Consider the following 14920-nt stretch of genomic DNA (forward strand, 5'->3'; position numbering starts at 1 on the left):
ACGGCCGCAGGAGCCGGGCGGCTCCCGACCGCGGATATCCACAGGAGGGGAAGGCGCCGGTGGCGCGTGGGTGCGCCGCCGTGGTCCGCTATTGGCAAGGGGACCTCGGACCTTCCCCTCCCCTCGGCATGCCCGCGGTCAGGTCTGGCGGGGGACGGGGTGGGGGGTCCAGGGGGAGAGGTGGACCTCGGCGCCCTCGGTGATCGCCTCGGTGATGCGGCGGGCGATCTCCTGGGGGCTCTCGCTCTGTAGGCGGACGCTGGTGAGGGCGGGGCGGAGCATGGTGCAGAGCATGAGGTCGTCGGCGCCGATGAGGCCGACCTCGTCGGGGACCCGCACACCGGCGTCGAGGAGGGCGCCCAGGAGCAGGCCGGAGAACTCGTCGTTGTAGCCGAAGACGCCCCGGGGGAGGCCCTCGGCGCGCCAGGCCGCGACGATCTCGGCGGCGGCGGCGGGGGAGTAGTCCATGTCGTGGACGCGCACGGCGGCGCCGGCCTCGGCGGCCGCCTCGCGGACACCCGAGAGGCGGCCCTCGCCCATGACGCGCAGGGGCGGGTCGGTGGGCAGCACGACGGCCAGGTCGCGGTATCCGCGGCCGGTCAGGTGGCGGCCCGCGGCCAGGCCGATGGCGTGGTGGTCCATGACCAGGGTGGACAGGCCCGTTCCCTTGGCGAGCACCGGGTCCGAACCCAGGCCGATGACCCGGATGCCCGCCTTGGTGAGCAGTTCGACTCCCGCGGCGGTGAGCCGGTCGTCGCCCGCGACGACGGCGGCCGGGCGCAGCGCCGCCCAGGCGCGGGCCGCCTTGACCCCCCGGTTCTTCTCGGCGCCGTACTGCATGAGCGTGTAGCCCAGATCGCGCAGGGCGCGGGCGAGCCCGTACAGGAACTCCGACGCCAGCGGTCCGTGCGCCACGTCGAAGTGCACGTACAGGACCAGGTCGCGGGTGCCCGTGCGCAGCGACCGCGCGCTGGCGTGCGGCACGTACCCCAGGTCGTCGGCGGCCGCGCGGACCCGTGCCCGGGTCTCCTCGGGGATGCGGGCGCCCGCCGGGGCGTCGTTGAGCACGTACGACACGGTCGCGGTGGAGACACCGGCCTGGCGGGCGATGTCGGTGATGGTCGCGGGTCGGGGGCGGATCGAGGTCATGCGGCTAGTGTGCCCTGTCTTCTCGGGGAGTTGTGAAGTTCTGATTGCCGGACCGTTGACAACAGTTAAACGTGTAACTAGCTTAAACGAATAACCGCGCCTGAACAGGTGTTTCTCCTCACCTCGCCCAAGGATGATGCGACATGTCCGAATCCGCCACCCCCCTCTCGGACCTCGGTCCCCCCGCGACCGGCCGCCGGAGCCTGCGGCGCCTGATCCCGATGCTCGGCGTCGGCAACCTCGCCGTCTACGCCTTCTACCTGGGCATCGGCGCCGTCCTGCTGCCCCTACAGATCCAGGGCCTGACCCCCGGGGACGAGGAGGCGGCCGTCTCCAACCTCGGCCTGGTCTCGGGCATCGCCGCCGTCTTCGGCACCGTCTTCAACCCCATCGGCGGCGCCCTGTCCGACCGGACGCGCTCGCGCTGGGGCCGCCGTAACCCGTGGATCCTCGGCGGCGCGGCCGCCGGGTTCCTGCTGGTCCTCGTGCTCGGCTTCGCCGACTCGCTGCTGATGATCATCCTGGGCTGGTGCCTGGCCCAGGGCGCCATGAACCTCCACCAGGCCGCCGTCACCGCCGTGATCCCCGACCGCGTCCCCCACGAGCGCCGCGGCACCGCGGCCGCGGCCATGGGCATCGCCGTCGCCGCCGCCGGGGTGCTGGGCACCGGGGTCGCCACCCTGTTCACCGACGCGCTGCCGTTCGGCTACATCGTCCTGGGCGGCCTCGTGGTCGCGGTCGCCGTCGTGCTCACCGCCACGACCCACGACCCCCGCGGCGACGAACTGCCCCCCGTCGCCACCGGCGAACGGGGCGGCCCGCTCGCCGCCCTGGGCCGCTTCCTGTCCGCCCTGTCCCACCGGAACTTCACCCTGGTGTTCGCCGGCCGGGCACTGCTCTTCCTCGGCTACTTCCTGGTGCTGGGCTTCCAGCTGTACATCCTCGACTACTTCATCGAGCTGCCCGAGGGCCTGGCCCCCGCCGCCGGGGTCACGATCCTCAGCCTCATCACCGCCATCGCCACCATCGTCACCACGGCCATCGGCGGCCCGCTCTCGGACCGCCTGGACCGGCGCCGCCTCTTCGCGCTGGTCTGCGGCGTGGTGTCGGCCGGGGCGATGCTCATCCCGTTCTTCGTGCCGACCTGGACCGGGATGCTGATCTTCGCCGTCGTCAACGGCAGCGCCTTCGGCTGCTTCATGGCCGTCGACACCGCCCTGGCCACCCTGGTCCTGCCCAGCGAGGCCGACGCCGCCCGGGACATGGGCGTGCTGAACATCGCCGCCGCCGGACCGCAGGTCATCGCCCCGTTCATCGCCTCGACGATCATCCTCCACCTCGGCGGATACGGCTCCCTGTTCCTGGTCGGCTCCGCCGTGGGCCTGCTCGGGGCGCTCGCCATCGTCTTCGTCCGCGGCGTCCGCTGACACCGCCCGCCACCGAAGGGAATCCCATGCAACTGGCCACCTACGACACCGGCACCGGTGACCGCACCGCACTGCTCGTCCACGGCGCCATGTCCGACCACGGCACCTGGCACGCCGTCCAGGCGCACCTGACCGGCCTCGGATACCGGGTGATCGGCGTGGACATGCGCGGCCACGGACGCAGCCCGCACGGCGACTACAGCGTCCGGGCACTGGGCGACGACCTCGTCGACTCCCTGCCCACCGGTGCGGACGTCGCCATCGGCCATTCCATGGGCGGCCTGGCGCTCTCCCTGGCGGTGGAGCGGCTGAAGCCCGCCCGCGCGGTGTACTCCGACCCCGCCTTCGGGTTCGCACAGGTGAGCCCGGAGGTCTCCGCGGCCATGCGGCGGATGGTCGCCCAGGCCACCGCCGAGACCGTGCGCGCCATGAACCCGCGCTGGAGCGACGCCGACATCGCCGCCGAACTCGCCGGGTTCGCCGCCTTCGACCCCGCCTTCTTCGACGTCATCGCCGACGCCGCCGAGCACGACCCGATGCCGGCCGGGGCCGTGGTGCCCTCCCTGGTGCAACTGGCCGACCCCAGCTTCACGGTGGACGCCGAGGGCGCCCGCCGCCTGGCCGAGCGGGGCTTCGAGGTCCGCACCGTCGCCGGGGCCGGTCACTGCATCCACCGCGACGACCTGCCCGGCTTCCTCGCCTCCCTCGACGGCTGGATCTGAACCGGCCCTACCCGCGCGGCGCCCGCCCTCCCACGGGCGCCGCACACCGACCCCCATCCCCCACCATCGCTTCGGAGGACCCCATGCCGACGAGACCACTGCGCCGTGCCGCGGCGGCCCTCGCCCTGCTGCCGCTGGCCGCAACGGCCTGCGCCGACACCGACCCGCCCGCCGACGCCCCCGCGCCCACCGCCGCCGACTTCCCGCCCGCCTCCCTGGAGGGGCTGCGGGTGCTCATCGGCAACGACGACTCCATGCGCGGGGAGGAGGCCGACGGCACCGACGGCCTGGGCCTGTACGCCCTGCGCGCGGCCCTGTGCGAGTCCGGGGCGGACGTCGTCGTCTTCGCCCCCTGGGCCCAGCAGTCCAGCATGAGCGCAGCACTCTCCCACGAGGGCGCGTTCGGCCTGGGCGCCCCGCCCGACCCGCCGCGGGAGTACGCCGACGCCTGCTCCGACGCACCCTCCGGAGGCGCCGTCCACGGGGTGTGCGTCGCGGAGGGCCCCTGCCGCCCCGACTCGCCCAGCGCCACCCCGGTGGACGCCCTCTCCTTCGCCCTCGCCCACGGCCTGCCCGAGGTCGTCGGCTGGGACGGCCCACCCGACCTGGTGGTCTCCGGGGTCAACTCCGGGCCCAACGTCGCCTCGCAGATCCCGCACTCGGGCACGGTCGGGGTGGCCTCCACAGCGGTCGCCGCCGGGGTCCCGGCCATCGCCCTGAGCGCGAGCGTCGACGAGGACCTGGTGGTCACCCCCGAGACCCTCGCCGCCACCGCCGCCTTCGGCACGGACCTCATCGCCCGGATGCACGGGGCCGACCTGTTCGATCCCGGCTACGTCGTCAACGTCAACCACCCGGCCTCGCCCGACGGCTCGCCCGGCACCGACGTCCGCTGGACCCGGGCGGGCACCGGGTCGGTGCTGGCCGTCGACTACGAGGGCGAGGACGCGTTCACCCCGGTCATGCGCCTGTGCGAGCCCGACGCGCCCGGCTGCGCGGCCGAGACCCGGGAGGACGCCGACGCCGTGGCGCTGCTCGCCGGGGGTGCCGTGTCGGTGAGCGCGCTCACCGTCGACCGGGCCTACGCCTCGGGAGAGGAGGGGTCCCGGGTCGAGGACCTGGCGGCGCTGGTCGCGGCACTGGGCGCCGACTGACGCCGATCGCGGGGGCGAGAGGCCGCCGCCGCGGCCGGGGGCGGAAAGCTGCGCTCGCACGTCCGCTTCCGGTCATTTCCTTCTCGGGTCCCGGATTGTCCGAGAGGCTGAGATGACCGCCCCGGCCGACCGGTCCCCTCCTTCACCGGTCCCGGAGCGGCCTCTCGTCCTCTCGCAAGGAGTCCCATTGAACCTGGAGACCTACACCACCGGCACCGGAGAAAGAACGGCCCTCCTCGTCCACGGGGCCGGCGCCCACCACGGCACCTGGCACGCACTGGCCCCGGCCCTCGTCGAACGGGGGTACCGCGTCGTGTCCGTGGACCTGCGCGGCCACGGGGCCAGCGGCCGCGGCGGCTACAGCGTCCGGGCGCTGGGCGACGACCTGGTGGACTCCCTGCCCGCGGGGGCCGACCTGGCCGTCGGCCACTCCATGGGCGGCGTCTCCCTGGCCCTGGCGGTGGAGCGGTTGGCGCCCGCCGCTGCCGTCTACCTGGACCCGGCGTTCCGGCCGCCGCCGATGCCCGACGACGCGGGGGAGCGTATGCGCCGGGTGTTCGAGACCGCCGACGCCGCGCACGTGCGGGCCATGAACCCGCGCTGGAGCGACCTCGACGTGGAGCAGGAGCTGATCGGCTTCGCCGCCTGCGACCCGGAGTTCTACGCCTTCGTCGCGGCCGAGGTCGCCGGGCGCGACCTGCTGCCGGACAAGGCGCACGTCCCGTCCCTGGTACTGCGGGCCGAGGACGCCATCACGGTCGACGACCGGACCGCCGCCGACCTCGCCGAACGCGGTTTCGAGGTGCGCAGGGTCGCGGGGGCCGGGCACTGCATCCACCGCGACAACCCGGCCGGACTGCTGGCCGAGCTGGACTCCTGGGTCTGATCCGCCGACCGGTCCGGGGCGGAGCGCGCGCCCGGACCGTGCCCCGCTCCCCGGTGTGCCCCTTGCGGCCCTGGTCTCAGGAGCAGGCGGCCAGCGCCTCCCGCCAGCCTCGTGCCGCCGCCCAGAAGTCCTCTCCGGCGGGCTCGGGGGTGAGCGGCCACATCCGCTCCCGGCCCCTGGACCGTGCCCCGCTCCCCGGTGTGCCCCTTGCGGCCCTGGTCTCAGGAGCAGGCGGCCAGCGCCTCCCGCCAGCCTCGTGCCGCCGCCCAGAAGTCCTCCCCGGCGGGCTCGGGGGTGAGCAGCCACATCCGTTCCCAGGCCGGGGACGAGCGCGCCGCGATCTCCCGGCTCGGCGGGTACGGCGGTCGCCCGTTGACCGGGTACCACGTGTACTCCAGCGGATCCAGCAGGGCCATCAGCCGCTCCTCCAGGCCCCGGCCCGGGCGTACCTTCACCAGCAGCCACGGCCGGAACCGGCGCAGCACCTCCAGCCCCCCGGCCACGACGTCCGGCTCGGTGCCCGCCGTGTCGATCTTCACCACGGCCGGGGAACAGCCCGCCGAGTCGCACCACCGGGCCAGGGTGGCCGCCCGCACCATCGTCCCCGACAGGTCCTGGCGCCGCGGCCGCTCGATCGTGTTGCACATGTCGTTGTGCCGGGCCCGCCGCAGGTAGGCGCTGCCGTTGTGGTTGCTCAGCGCGGTCTCCACCACCGTGAAGCCCCGGCCCGTCGCCTCCGCAGCCGACCGGGCCGCCAGGGCGATCTCCGGGGTCGGCTCGAACGCGAACACCGGACGCCCCGAGCGGGTCGCCGCCAGCATCGCGTACACCCCGACCCCCGAGCCCACGTCGAGCACCGCGCCCGGCCTGGTGAGATCCAGCATCGCCAGGAAGCAGGCCAACGCGTCGGGGCCGTGCCCGGCCAACCCGTGGGCGGCCAGTCTGCGCGGCACCGTGAGGTAGCCGGGCAGGTGCAGCGTCAACTCCCGCGGACCGCCCGCCCCGCCCTCGGGCAGGGCCAGGGTGAAGGTGCGGCTCCACGGCGGTACCCGGCCCGGGTCCAGGCCGCCCATGCTCCGCGGCAGCCGGACGCGCAACCGCCGCGCAGCGAAACGCACCAGCGGGTAGCGGCGTACGATCTCGCGCAGTTGGTCGGTGACCATGTTCTCCCCCAAGGAACGGGTCGGGGGCCCGGGCGGTCGCCGCGCGCCGTCCCGCCCTCCGCGCGGCGCGCGTGCTCCCCCGCCTCCGGGACCCGCGGCCGTGGCTCGCAGACCGGGGTACCGGGGAAGGGGCCGGCGGGTCGGACATCTCCCGCCCGGGTCCCCGGCGACATGAATCGAACCTACTGTGCGTAGTCATGAAAGCGCAGCGTGTTTCGGCTATCAATCCTGTTCACCCCGGGAACGGATCGGCCGGGCCGCCGGTCCGCATAGACTCTCACCTTGTGAGTCTGTCTATCGGGATCGTGGGACTGCCCAACGTCGGCAAGTCCACCCTCTTCAACGCGCTGACCAAGAACGACGCTCTGGCCGCGAACTACCCGTTCGCGACCATCGAGCCCAACGTCGGAGTCGTCGGCGTGCCCGATGCACGGCTCGGCAGGCTCGCCGAGATCTTCGGCTCCGCCAAGATCCTCCCGGCGACCGTCGACTTCGTGGACATCGCGGGCATCGTGCGCGGCGCCTCCACCGGTGAGGGCCTGGGCAACAAGTTCCTCGCCAACATCCGCGAGAGCGACGCCATCTGCCAGGTGATCCGGGTCTTCGACGACCCCGACGTCACCCACGTGGACGGGGACGTCGAGCCCTCGCGGGACATCGAGACCATCAACACCGAGCTGATCCTGGCCGACCTCCAGACCCTGGAGAAGGCCCTGCCGCGCCTGGAGAAGGACGCCAAGCGCAACGCCAAGGACAAGGACTCCCAGGAGCTGCTGGCCGCGGCCCGCGCCGCCCAGGAGATCCTCGACGGCGGCACCTCCCTGTACGCGGCCGGGGACAAGGACGTCGACCTGGCCCGGCTGCGCGAGCTCAGCCTGCTCACGGTCAAGCCGTTCATCTACGTGTTCAACCTCGACAGCGGCGAGCTGGCCGACGAGGCCGTGCGCGCCAAGCTCCAGGAGCTGGTCGCCCCCGCCGAGGCGATCTTCCTGGACGCCAAGATCGAGGCGGAGCTGGCCGAGCTGGACGACGACGAGGCCCAGGAGCTGCTGGAGTCCATGGGGCAGACCGAGTCCGGCCTGGCCCAGCTGGCCCGCGTCGGGTTCGACACCCTGGGCCTACAGACCTACCTCACCGCCGGGCCCAAGGAGGCCCGCGCCTGGACCATCAAGAAGGGCGCCACCGCACCGGAGGCGGCGGGGGTCATCCACACCGACTTCCAGCGCGGCTTCATCAAGGCCGAGGTGGTCTCCTTCGACGACCTGGTCGCGGCCGGCGACATGCAGTCCGCCCGCGCCGCGGGCAAGGTCCGCATGGAGGGCAAGGAGTACGTGATGGCCGACGGCGACGTCGTGGAGTTCCGCTTCAACGTGTAGCAGAGCGGAACCCATAGCCTTTCACCTGCGAATACATCAGGAGCGGCTAGCCCCGGCGCACTTGCGGCGCCGGTGCCGCCCGCCGTCGCGAGAGTGTCGGCGAGCATCGCACCGGCAGCCGCGCGCGTCCGGTCCTCCGCGTTCGGCCACAGGTGCGCATAGGTGTTCAGCGTCACGGAAGCGCTGCTGTGCCCGAACGCCCGCTGAACGGTCACCACGTCGCATCCCTGAGCGATGAGGCCCGAGGCGTAGAAGTGGCGAAGGTCGTGGAGCTTGAGGGTGCCGAGTCCGGCGGCCGTGCGCGCGGCGCGCCAGTAGCAGCCGACCGTGTTCTGATGCCAGGGGGCGCCGTTCTCCCCGGGGAACAGCCACCGGTCGGGAGCACCGCCGATCCACGGAGGGCACCCGGGCCCGGCCCGCGGGGACGGTCCCGCACGAGGGACCCGAGCGGTCGTGGTCCGGGCGGCACGGGAGCGATACGGCCGGTCCGCGGACGACCGGGACCGCCCCGACGCCCCCGTACGGGGCACGCTGCCCGACCGGGTCCGGACACCGCGGTGCGGACACCGGCATGACCTATCGTGTGGGTATGAGCCAGCCTCCCCCGCACCACCCCACCGCGCCCCCGGCGCACGGCCGACCCGGGGCGCCCCACCCCCACCATCACCCCGTTCCGGCGCAGCAGGCCCGGCCCAAGCGCCCGTCGACCGTCGCCGGCGTCCTGCTGATCTGGTCCGGCATCATCGCCGGCCTCCTGGGACTGCTGATCGTCGTCCTTCCGTACATGCTGTTCGTGCTCGGTGGCGGCGGTGACGCCACGGGGTTCGACGACTTCGCCAGGGCGTTCCTGTACACGGGATGCGTTGTCGCGTTCCTGGGACTGCTGATGTTCGTCTTCGGCATCGTCCGCACGGTCTCCCGCAGGCGCGCGCGGCGCGAGTGGGACCGGACGTACTACGGCACGCCCTGACCTGCGACACCCCGCGGCCGCCCCTGTCCCCGGCGGCCGGGGCACCGTTGTCCCGACGGGTCCCGCACACCGTTCCGCGACCGGGTTCCGGCTTGATCCCCGGCCCGTGTTCTCCTACCGTCCCCTGACCGGAACGATGCCGAGGAGGGCCATGGAAGCGCACGCCGTCGAGTCCCTGCCCGCCCGCAGCCGGGAGGTGGCCCGCGCCCTCGCCGCCGCGGGCGTCCCCGGACAGGTGCGCGAGCTGGCCGAGTCCGCGCGCACCGCGGCCGAGGCCGCCGCCCTGGGCTGCGAGGTCGGCGCGATCGCCAACAGTCTGGTGTTCGTCTCCGACGGCGTGCCGGTCCTGGTCATGACCAGCGGCCGCCACCGGGTGGACACCGCCGCGCTGGCGGCCCGCTGGGGCCGCGGCGAACTCCGCCGTGCCACACCGGACCAGGTGCGCACGGCCACCGGGCAGGCGATCGGGGGCGTGGCCCCCGTCGGCCACCCCGCGCCGCTGCCCACCGTGGTCGACGAGGCCCTGACCGACTACGCGCGGGTCTGGGCGGCGGCCGGCACCCCGCACACCGTCTTCCCCACCACGGCGGCCGAACTCGTCCGCGTCACCGGCGGTACGCTGCTGCCCGTCACCGCCTGACCCGCCCGCCGAAGGGACACCCGTGGCCGTCGTCCACCGCACCACCCTGACCCCCACCAAGCTCGAACTCCTCCGGGACTGGCTGCCCGCGCAGCCGTGGTACCCGGGGGAGCGGTCGGACCCGGCCAAGGCCGGGGGGTTCCGGCTCGACGACCCGCAGGGGGAGGTCGGCATCGAGTTCATGGTGGTCACCGACGGCGGGGCGGCCTACCACGTGCCCCTCACCTACCGCGGGGCGCCGCTGGAGGGGGCGCGGGACGCGCTCGTCGGCACGGCCGAGCACGGCGTTCTGGGGCGGCGGTGGGTCTACGACGGCACCCGCGACCCGGTCCTGGTCGCCCAACTGCTCGCCCTGCTCGCGGGCACGGCCGAGCCGCAGCAGCAGAGCGTGAGCGACACCCCGGACCCGTCCGTGCTCACCCGCACCGCCGCCGACCCCGGCGCCGCGGTCGCCTCGTTCTCCACCGCCCACGGCCCGGACGGCACCGGGATCGACCTGGAGACCACCGCCGGGGACCGGCTCGCCCTCCGCGTCGCCCGCGCCCTCACCCCGGCCCCGGACGCCGCCGGCCACGTCTGCGCCACCTGGCGCACCCCGGACGGGACCGAACACCGCGCCCCCTTCGTCACCGTCGTCTAATCTCCGGTGTACATCGGTTCGTAGTGCCCGTCGTGCTCCACGGGCACCGGCAGGAAGCCGGGTACCGTGCGCCGCGCCGCCGTCAGCAGCCGCTCCCGGGCCTCCTCCGGGGTGAGCACGGGCAGGGCCAGCGCCGCGCGGATCCGCTCCCGGGCGGCGTCGATGCCGGGGTGGTCCGCCCGGGCCTCCTCCTCCGACCCGTCCAGGGGGCGGCCGTCGAGCGCGTCCTGCCAGGACGCCAGCGCGGTGACCACCGCCAGCGCCTCCGCCAGGTCCGCGGCCAGCAACGTCGCCTGCCCCTCCGAACCCGCGTACAGCACCGGCCGCCGCGTTCCGGCCGGCCCGCACAGGTAGTAGGTGCCGCCCGCCGCGCACCCGGCCACCGGTGCGGGGCGGGACCCGTCGGGCAGCTCCAGCTCCTCGACCGGGTCCAGCCGGTCCGCGTCGAAGTCCCCGACCAGGTCCAGCGCGGACCGCAGTGCCTCATCGCCGCGGATCCGGGCCAGTACGCCTTCCTCGTCCATGCCGCAGACCCTAGTGCCCGCCACCGACACCGCCCCGCGCCCCCGTCGACCGAGGGGCGCGGGGCGGGGCCGGTTCGGGACCTCCGGAGAACCGGGGCCAGGAGATCATCCGCCGTGCGCTCGGGTGCCTGGCCGGGAAGCGGTGGCTGCCCGGGTCGACCGGCACGATGTCGAGGCGGTCCCCGTAGAGGTCGACCGCTACGGGGGCCAGGAGGCCGCGGACGGCGAACCCCGCCGCCCGCAGACCCGTACGAAGACCGGGGTCACCCCGCGCGACGCCCGCCGCCGGCCCTCCGGGCGGCCGGACCCGGGCCATGGTTCACGCCGCGACCTCCCCGGCGGGTTCGCGGTCGCGGGCCAGGGCGCCGAGCACGATGAGGGCCTGCGCCGCCGAGTACGTCAGCATCACCCAGAACCCGCTCAGCGGCAGGTCGAACCCCGGGCTGAACGCCCGCAGCGCGATCAGCCCGTCCGACAGCAGGAACAGCGCCCCGCCGACCGCCGCCCACCGGTGCACCCCCACCGACAGCACCGCCATCGCCCCCAGCAGCAGCCCGTACACCAGCACCGGCACCAGCAGCGGCCCGGCCCCGGGCGCGCACAGCGCGACCAGCCCGGCCACCACCACCCCGTAGGGCACCAGCAGGGTCCGGTTCGAGCCCAGCGGGCTCCGGGCCCACCACGGCGCGAACGCGGCTATGTACACCGCCTGCGCGACCAGGAAGAAGCCCACCATCACCAGGAACGCCGTGTCGCCGGACGCCAGGGCCGGTGCGGTGTCGCCCAGCCACGAGAAGAACAGCGCGACCAGGACCAGCCGGACCAGCCGCCCGCGCGGGCGCGGGGCCGCGGCCCAGACGAACGCCGCCAGCAGCGGCATGAGCAGCACCTGGCTGGGGCGCGACCAGGCTTCGGCACCGACGACCTGAACGGCCAGGTGCGCCGCCGCCACCAGGGCGAACAGGGCGAACAGGACGCGGGGGAGGGGCTCGCGGGGGATCACCGGGTCATCATAGACACCCCCGCCCGGCCGCCCCCAGAGGAGACGACGGTCACAATCCGGCGGCCGTTCTCTGTCCCCGGGGACACATGTTGCTCCCCAACAGGTGACTAATCCATTTTCGGGCCGACCATAAAGCGCAGGCCGGGGACAACCATCAGATGAGTTCGTCTGCTTATTGCCGTATTGTTCCCTCTTTGGGAACTTCGACTGTTGCGTGCAATGCGCGGTTGACGGGGAAACGCGGAGCGCCCATGCCCGCGCCCAACCCGCACAATGCCTCACTATAGGGATGGGGTAGACAGGGCGTGGCGGATACGCCGTCCGAACGGGCGGCGCGGAACTGTGTGCAGGAGGTCGGGGATGGCGAACGCACCACGGCGCGGTGCCGCCGTGCGCGAACGGCATGACGACGCGGAGTACGAGGCCCCGCCCCCCCGTCGGCGCCCCCGCCCCGGCGCCGGCGGCCGCTGGTGGGTCGGTGTGGGCCGCGCCGTCCTGTGGGCGTTCCTCATCGTCGTCATCTTCAACGGCATCTGGTTCCCCCTGCGCGGCGGCTTCGCCCTCCCCGCCCCCGACCCCGAACCCGAGCAGACCCGGGCCCCCGCCTTCCCCGAGACCTCGGCCGCGGGCTTCGCGCTCCGCTTCGCCGACGCCTACCTCACCACCGACGACACCGAGGTCCGCCGCACCGCCCTGGCCGCGTTCGTCCCCGAGGGCGAGGCCGAGGGGCTCGACGTCCCCGCGGGCTCGCTCACCGGCGAGAACCTCGCCGTCACCGCCATCGACGTCAAGGACGACAACAACGCCCTCGTCGTCGTCCGCGCCGACGTCAACGGCGAGCCCATGAGCCTGGAGGTCCCCGTCTACTCCGCCGGCGACTCCCTCGTGGTCTCCGGCCGCCCCGCCCTGCTGGCCGCCCCCGCCCGCGCCTCCCTGCCCGAGCAGGCCGCCTTCGATACCGACCCGGCCGCCGCCGAACAGCTCGAAGAGGTGCTGACCGGGTTCTTCGGCGCCTACGCGCAGGAGCCGGGCCACCTGGAGCGCTACGTCGAACCCGGTGTCACTATCGCCCCGCTTCCGGCGAACACCCTGGAATTCTCCGAACTGTCCGATATCACGGTGCCATCCCAGAGCCAGAGCGGGGATGATGACGTACGAGAGGTGGCCGTCACCGTGCACTGGACCGTTCCCGCCCCCGACGGGGAGGAGACGGGCACCTTGAGGCAGAGCTATCTGGTCACCGTCGTGGACTCCGGCGGTGAGTGGTACGTGCGCGACATCCAGGGAGCCCCCCACTCGTTCGGCGAGTGACCGGGCCCGTAGGCAAGGAGACGAGAAGGACCATGAGCACAGCAGAAACGACACGGGGAGGCGGCGCCTGACATGCTCCCCCTGTTGTCCACCGCGGCCGAGACCGTGACCGTGCTCGGCGGGGCCGACCCCCTCGTCCTGGCCGACTCCCAGGCCCCCGACACCGGCGGCCTCGCGGAGTTCCTGCGCGGCTTCTTCGGACCGCTGTTCCTGGTCATCGTGTCCATCGTCGCGATCTTCTTCCTGTTCACCAGGGAGATCACGCGGTTCGCTCAGTTCATCATCCTGGCGATCTTCATCGGGATCGTCTTCTACGTCCCCGGCATCATCGAGGTCATCGCGGTGGCGCTCGCGCGAGCGATGGGCGTTTCGACGGAATAGGCGAGGGAGGCCGGGAACGTGGATCTGCCCACGTACACCAACATCTGGCGTATCGAGAAGCGGCTCTACAAGCTCTACGATTTCCGGCTGCCCATGCCGCTCCCGGTGGGCACCTTCGGTGTCGCCGTGGGCGTGTTCCTGGTCTGGGTGATCCTGCTCGGGATCCTCAACGCCCCGTTCGTGTTCGGCAACGGGTGGCACCTGGTGCTGTGGGTGGTGCCGCCCGGGCTGATCACGGTGCTGGTCACCAGACCGGTCATCGAGGGCAAGCGCCTCACCGAACTGCTGCTGTCGCAGGCCCGCTACCTGGCCGAGGCGCGGGTGTACACCCGGCTGGCCCCGGAGTACGAGCCCGCCGAGGTGCGCGTCGCCGTGCGCGTGTGGCACCGCGACCCGGAGGCGGGCCCGCTGCCGCTGCCGCGCCGCCGGGCCGAACGCGAAGCCGTGGCGGCCGAGCCGGTCGAGGCGGTGGCGGCCGTCGAGGTCGAGGAACCGCGGCCCGCTCCGGAGCAGGCGCCGCCGCTGCGCCGCGTCCGCGAAGCGGGACCGGTCCGCGCGTCGGCGCCCGCCGTGGAACCCGCCGCCGTGGAACCCGCAGCGCCCGAACCGGCCCCGGAACCGGTCCGCCCGGAACCGCTGCCCGCACCCGCCGACGAGCCCGAGCGGCTCGAACCCGCGCGGTCCGCGGTCGCCACGGTGGCCGCGGTGGAGCACCCGGCCGACACCGGTGGCGGCCGGGACGGGGACGAGGGGGAGTCGGAGTCCTCCGGGGGCCCGGGGGTGGGCATCCGGATGCTCAACTACTTCGGGTTCGCCCTGGACCGCGCCCCGGCGCAGACCCCGGCCGACACGGGCGGGAACGACTTCGAGGAGGGGTTCGCCGAACCCGTCTACGACACCGTGGGCGAGGAGGAGCGCGACAGCGACGAGTGGTTCTCCCGCCTGCGCGCCTCCTCAGGGCACACACCGGTGAACCTCAGTTCCAAGAGCGCCTACTCGGTGGGGGACACCTCCGCGCTCAGCCGCGAGGAGGTCGCCGAGGCCGTCGGGGACGGCGAGGACGACGAGTCCCCGGCCGCCCGCCGCCTGCGCGGCCGCACCCAGGGGATCCGGGTGGCCCGCGAGCTTCAGGAGCGCCGCGCCACCGGGGTGCCCGCCGAAGAAGCGCAGGAGCAGGAGGCGGTCCGGCCCCGCCGCAAGGGGCGGCCGCACGCCGCCCCGTGGGAGCTGGGCGAGGCCGCCCGGGAGGAGAAGGCGGAGGAGGCGCCGGGCTACGACGTGTCCGACTACGCCGCCCGCTACGCCGCAGCCACGGGCCGTCCGGCCGCCAAGCCCACCTCCGCCCCCTGGCTCTCCCCGTCGGCCGAGGACGAAGCGGACCCGGCGCGCACCGCCGAGGGTTCCCCCGCCTCCGATCCGCCCCACGCCGACCCGGACGTCCGTCCCGCTCGCCCCACGGACACCTCCCGTCCCGCGGATACGTCCGGCGCCGCCGATGACGGGCAGCCGGTGCGGGATGCCGATGCCTCGCATCCGGTTGACGCGGACGTGCGTCCGGTGGGTCCGACGCGTGC

15 protein-coding genes and 1 pseudogene are annotated in these 14920 nt (G+C 73.9%); 11 read left to right on the forward strand and 5 right to left on the reverse strand.

Going from position 1 to position 14920, the window contains the following annotated elements:
• Nucleotides 1-138: 138 nt before the first annotated feature.
• Entirely contained in the window at nucleotides 139-1149 is a 1011-nt protein-coding gene (locus QJS33_RS29205; protein ID WP_306371299.1) for a LacI family DNA-binding transcriptional regulator, read from the reverse strand.
• A gap of 143 nt (nucleotides 1150-1292) precedes the next feature.
• Here QJS33_RS29205 and QJS33_RS29210 point away from each other — a divergent pair, with 143 nt between their 5' ends.
• From QJS33_RS29210 to QJS33_RS29225, 4 genes are all read left to right on the forward strand, one after another.
• Entirely contained in the window at nucleotides 1293-2576 is a 1284-nt protein-coding gene (locus QJS33_RS29210; protein WP_306371300.1) for an MFS transporter, read from the forward strand.
• A 26-nt stretch (nucleotides 2577-2602) separates the two neighbouring features.
• On the forward strand, nucleotides 2603-3298 hold the full coding sequence (locus QJS33_RS29215) for an alpha/beta fold hydrolase (protein WP_306371301.1): 696 nt from the start codon (nucleotides 2603-2605) through the stop codon (nucleotides 3296-3298).
• A gap of 83 nt (nucleotides 3299-3381) precedes the next feature.
• Nucleotides 3382-4452, forward strand: coding sequence for a 5'/3'-nucleotidase SurE (locus QJS33_RS29220; RefSeq protein WP_306371302.1), 1071 nt, complete (start codon nucleotides 3382-3384; stop codon nucleotides 4450-4452).
• Between the two features lie 187 nt (nucleotides 4453-4639).
• The gene (locus QJS33_RS29225) at nucleotides 4640-5338 is read left to right on the forward strand and encodes an alpha/beta fold hydrolase (RefSeq protein WP_306371303.1); all 699 of its coding nucleotides are present in this window, start codon (nucleotides 4640-4642) and stop codon (nucleotides 5336-5338) included.
• A gap of 221 nt (nucleotides 5339-5559) precedes the next feature.
• On the opposite strand, the gene QJS33_RS29230 is transcribed toward QJS33_RS29225, so the two are convergent.
• Nucleotides 5560-6501, reverse strand: a complete 942-nt coding sequence (locus QJS33_RS29230; RefSeq protein WP_306371304.1) for an FkbM family methyltransferase — start codon at nucleotides 6499-6501, stop codon at nucleotides 5560-5562.
• 284 nt (nucleotides 6502-6785) lie between these two features.
• Between QJS33_RS29230 and ychF the strand changes: the two genes are divergently transcribed.
• Nucleotides 6786-7877 carry a redox-regulated ATPase YchF gene (gene ychF, locus QJS33_RS29235; RefSeq protein ID WP_306371305.1) on the forward strand — a complete coding sequence of 364 codons (1092 nt, stop codon included), beginning with the start codon at nucleotides 6786-6788 and terminating at the stop codon, nucleotides 7875-7877.
• A gap of 161 nt (nucleotides 7878-8038) precedes the next feature.
• Here the strand turns inward: ychF and QJS33_RS29240 are convergent.
• Nucleotides 8039-8407: pseudogene (locus QJS33_RS29240) on the reverse strand (tyrosine-type recombinase/integrase); the annotation flags it as partial.
• A 59-nt stretch (nucleotides 8408-8466) separates the two neighbouring features.
• Between QJS33_RS29240 and QJS33_RS29245 the strand changes: the two are divergent.
• The 3 genes from QJS33_RS29245 to QJS33_RS29255 all read left to right on the forward strand — a co-directional run bounded on the left by QJS33_RS29245 (nucleotide 8467) and on the right by QJS33_RS29255 (nucleotide 10127).
• A complete protein-coding gene (locus QJS33_RS29245) occupies nucleotides 8467-8847 on the forward strand; it encodes a hypothetical protein (protein ID WP_306371306.1) in 381 nt (126 codons plus the stop codon).
• Between the two features lie 151 nt (nucleotides 8848-8998).
• On the forward strand, nucleotides 8999-9487 hold the full coding sequence (locus QJS33_RS29250; RefSeq protein WP_306371307.1) for a YbaK/EbsC family protein: 489 nt from the start codon (nucleotides 8999-9001) through the stop codon (nucleotides 9485-9487).
• Nucleotides 9488-9509: 22 nt separating this feature from the next.
• Nucleotides 9510-10127 (forward strand): 1,4-alpha-glucan branching protein, encoded by a 618-nt coding sequence (locus QJS33_RS29255; protein ID WP_306371308.1) that lies wholly within the window; start codon nucleotides 9510-9512, stop codon nucleotides 10125-10127.
• On the opposite strand, the gene QJS33_RS29260 is transcribed toward QJS33_RS29255, so the two are convergent.
• A complete protein-coding gene (locus tag QJS33_RS29260) occupies nucleotides 10124-10651 on the reverse strand; it encodes a hypothetical protein (protein WP_306371309.1) in 528 nt (175 codons plus the stop codon). The two genes, QJS33_RS29255 and QJS33_RS29260, sit on opposite strands and share 4 nt — an antisense overlap.
• A 319-nt stretch (nucleotides 10652-10970) precedes the next feature.
• Nucleotides 10971-11654 carry a lysoplasmalogenase gene (locus QJS33_RS29265; RefSeq protein WP_306371310.1) on the reverse strand — a complete coding sequence of 228 codons (684 nt, stop codon included), beginning with the start codon at nucleotides 11652-11654 and terminating at the stop codon, nucleotides 10971-10973.
• Between the two features lie 360 nt (nucleotides 11655-12014).
• On the opposite strand from QJS33_RS29265, the gene QJS33_RS29270 reads away from it, so the two are divergent.
• The 3 genes from QJS33_RS29270 to QJS33_RS29280 form a co-directional block, all read left to right on the forward strand.
• Nucleotides 12015-12965 carry a conjugal transfer protein gene (locus QJS33_RS29270; RefSeq protein WP_306371311.1) on the forward strand — a complete coding sequence of 317 codons (951 nt, stop codon included), beginning with the start codon at nucleotides 12015-12017 and terminating at the stop codon, nucleotides 12963-12965.
• A 72-nt stretch (nucleotides 12966-13037) separates the two neighbouring features.
• On the forward strand, nucleotides 13038-13346 hold the full coding sequence (locus QJS33_RS29275) for a hypothetical protein (protein WP_220563197.1): 309 nt from the start codon (nucleotides 13038-13040) through the stop codon (nucleotides 13344-13346).
• Between the two features lie 18 nt (nucleotides 13347-13364).
• A partial coding sequence (locus tag QJS33_RS29280) for a TcpE family conjugal transfer membrane protein (protein WP_306371312.1) occupies nucleotides 13365-14920 on the forward strand: 1556 nt, incomplete at its 3' end.

The organism is Nocardiopsis sp. CC223A (assembly GCF_030766825.1).
In the GTDB taxonomy this organism is placed as follows: Bacteria; Actinomycetota; Actinomycetes; order Streptosporangiales; family Streptosporangiaceae; genus Nocardiopsis.

Excerpts from the sequence above, each read along its gene's own strand:
- QJS33_RS29245 (WP_306371306.1), top strand. The coding sequence starts at position 8,467 with ATGAGCCAGCCTCCCCCGCACCACCCCACCGCGCCCCCGGCGCACGGC.
- QJS33_RS29260 (WP_306371309.1), bottom strand. The coding sequence starts at position 10,651 with ATGGACGAGGAAGGCGTACTGGCCCGGATCCGCGGCGATGAGGCACTG.
- QJS33_RS29215 (WP_306371301.1), top strand. The coding sequence starts at position 2,603 with ATGCAACTGGCCACCTACGACACCGGCACCGGTGACCGCACCGCACTG.
- QJS33_RS29220 (WP_306371302.1), top strand. The coding sequence starts at position 3,382 with ATGCCGACGAGACCACTGCGCCGTGCCGCGGCGGCCCTCGCCCTGCTG.
- QJS33_RS29270 (WP_306371311.1), top strand. The coding sequence starts at position 12,015 with ATGGCGAACGCACCACGGCGCGGTGCCGCCGTGCGCGAACGGCATGAC.
- QJS33_RS29230 (WP_306371304.1), bottom strand. The coding sequence starts at position 6,501 with ATGGTCACCGACCAACTGCGCGAGATCGTACGCCGCTACCCGCTGGTG.
- QJS33_RS29250 (WP_306371307.1), top strand. The coding sequence starts at position 8,999 with ATGGAAGCGCACGCCGTCGAGTCCCTGCCCGCCCGCAGCCGGGAGGTG.
- QJS33_RS29205 (WP_306371299.1), bottom strand. The coding sequence starts at position 1,149 with ATGACCTCGATCCGCCCCCGACCCGCGACCATCACCGACATCGCCCGC.
- QJS33_RS29275 (WP_220563197.1), top strand. The coding sequence starts at position 13,038 with ATGCTCCCCCTGTTGTCCACCGCGGCCGAGACCGTGACCGTGCTCGGC.
- QJS33_RS29210 (WP_306371300.1), top strand. The coding sequence starts at position 1,293 with ATGTCCGAATCCGCCACCCCCCTCTCGGACCTCGGTCCCCCCGCGACC.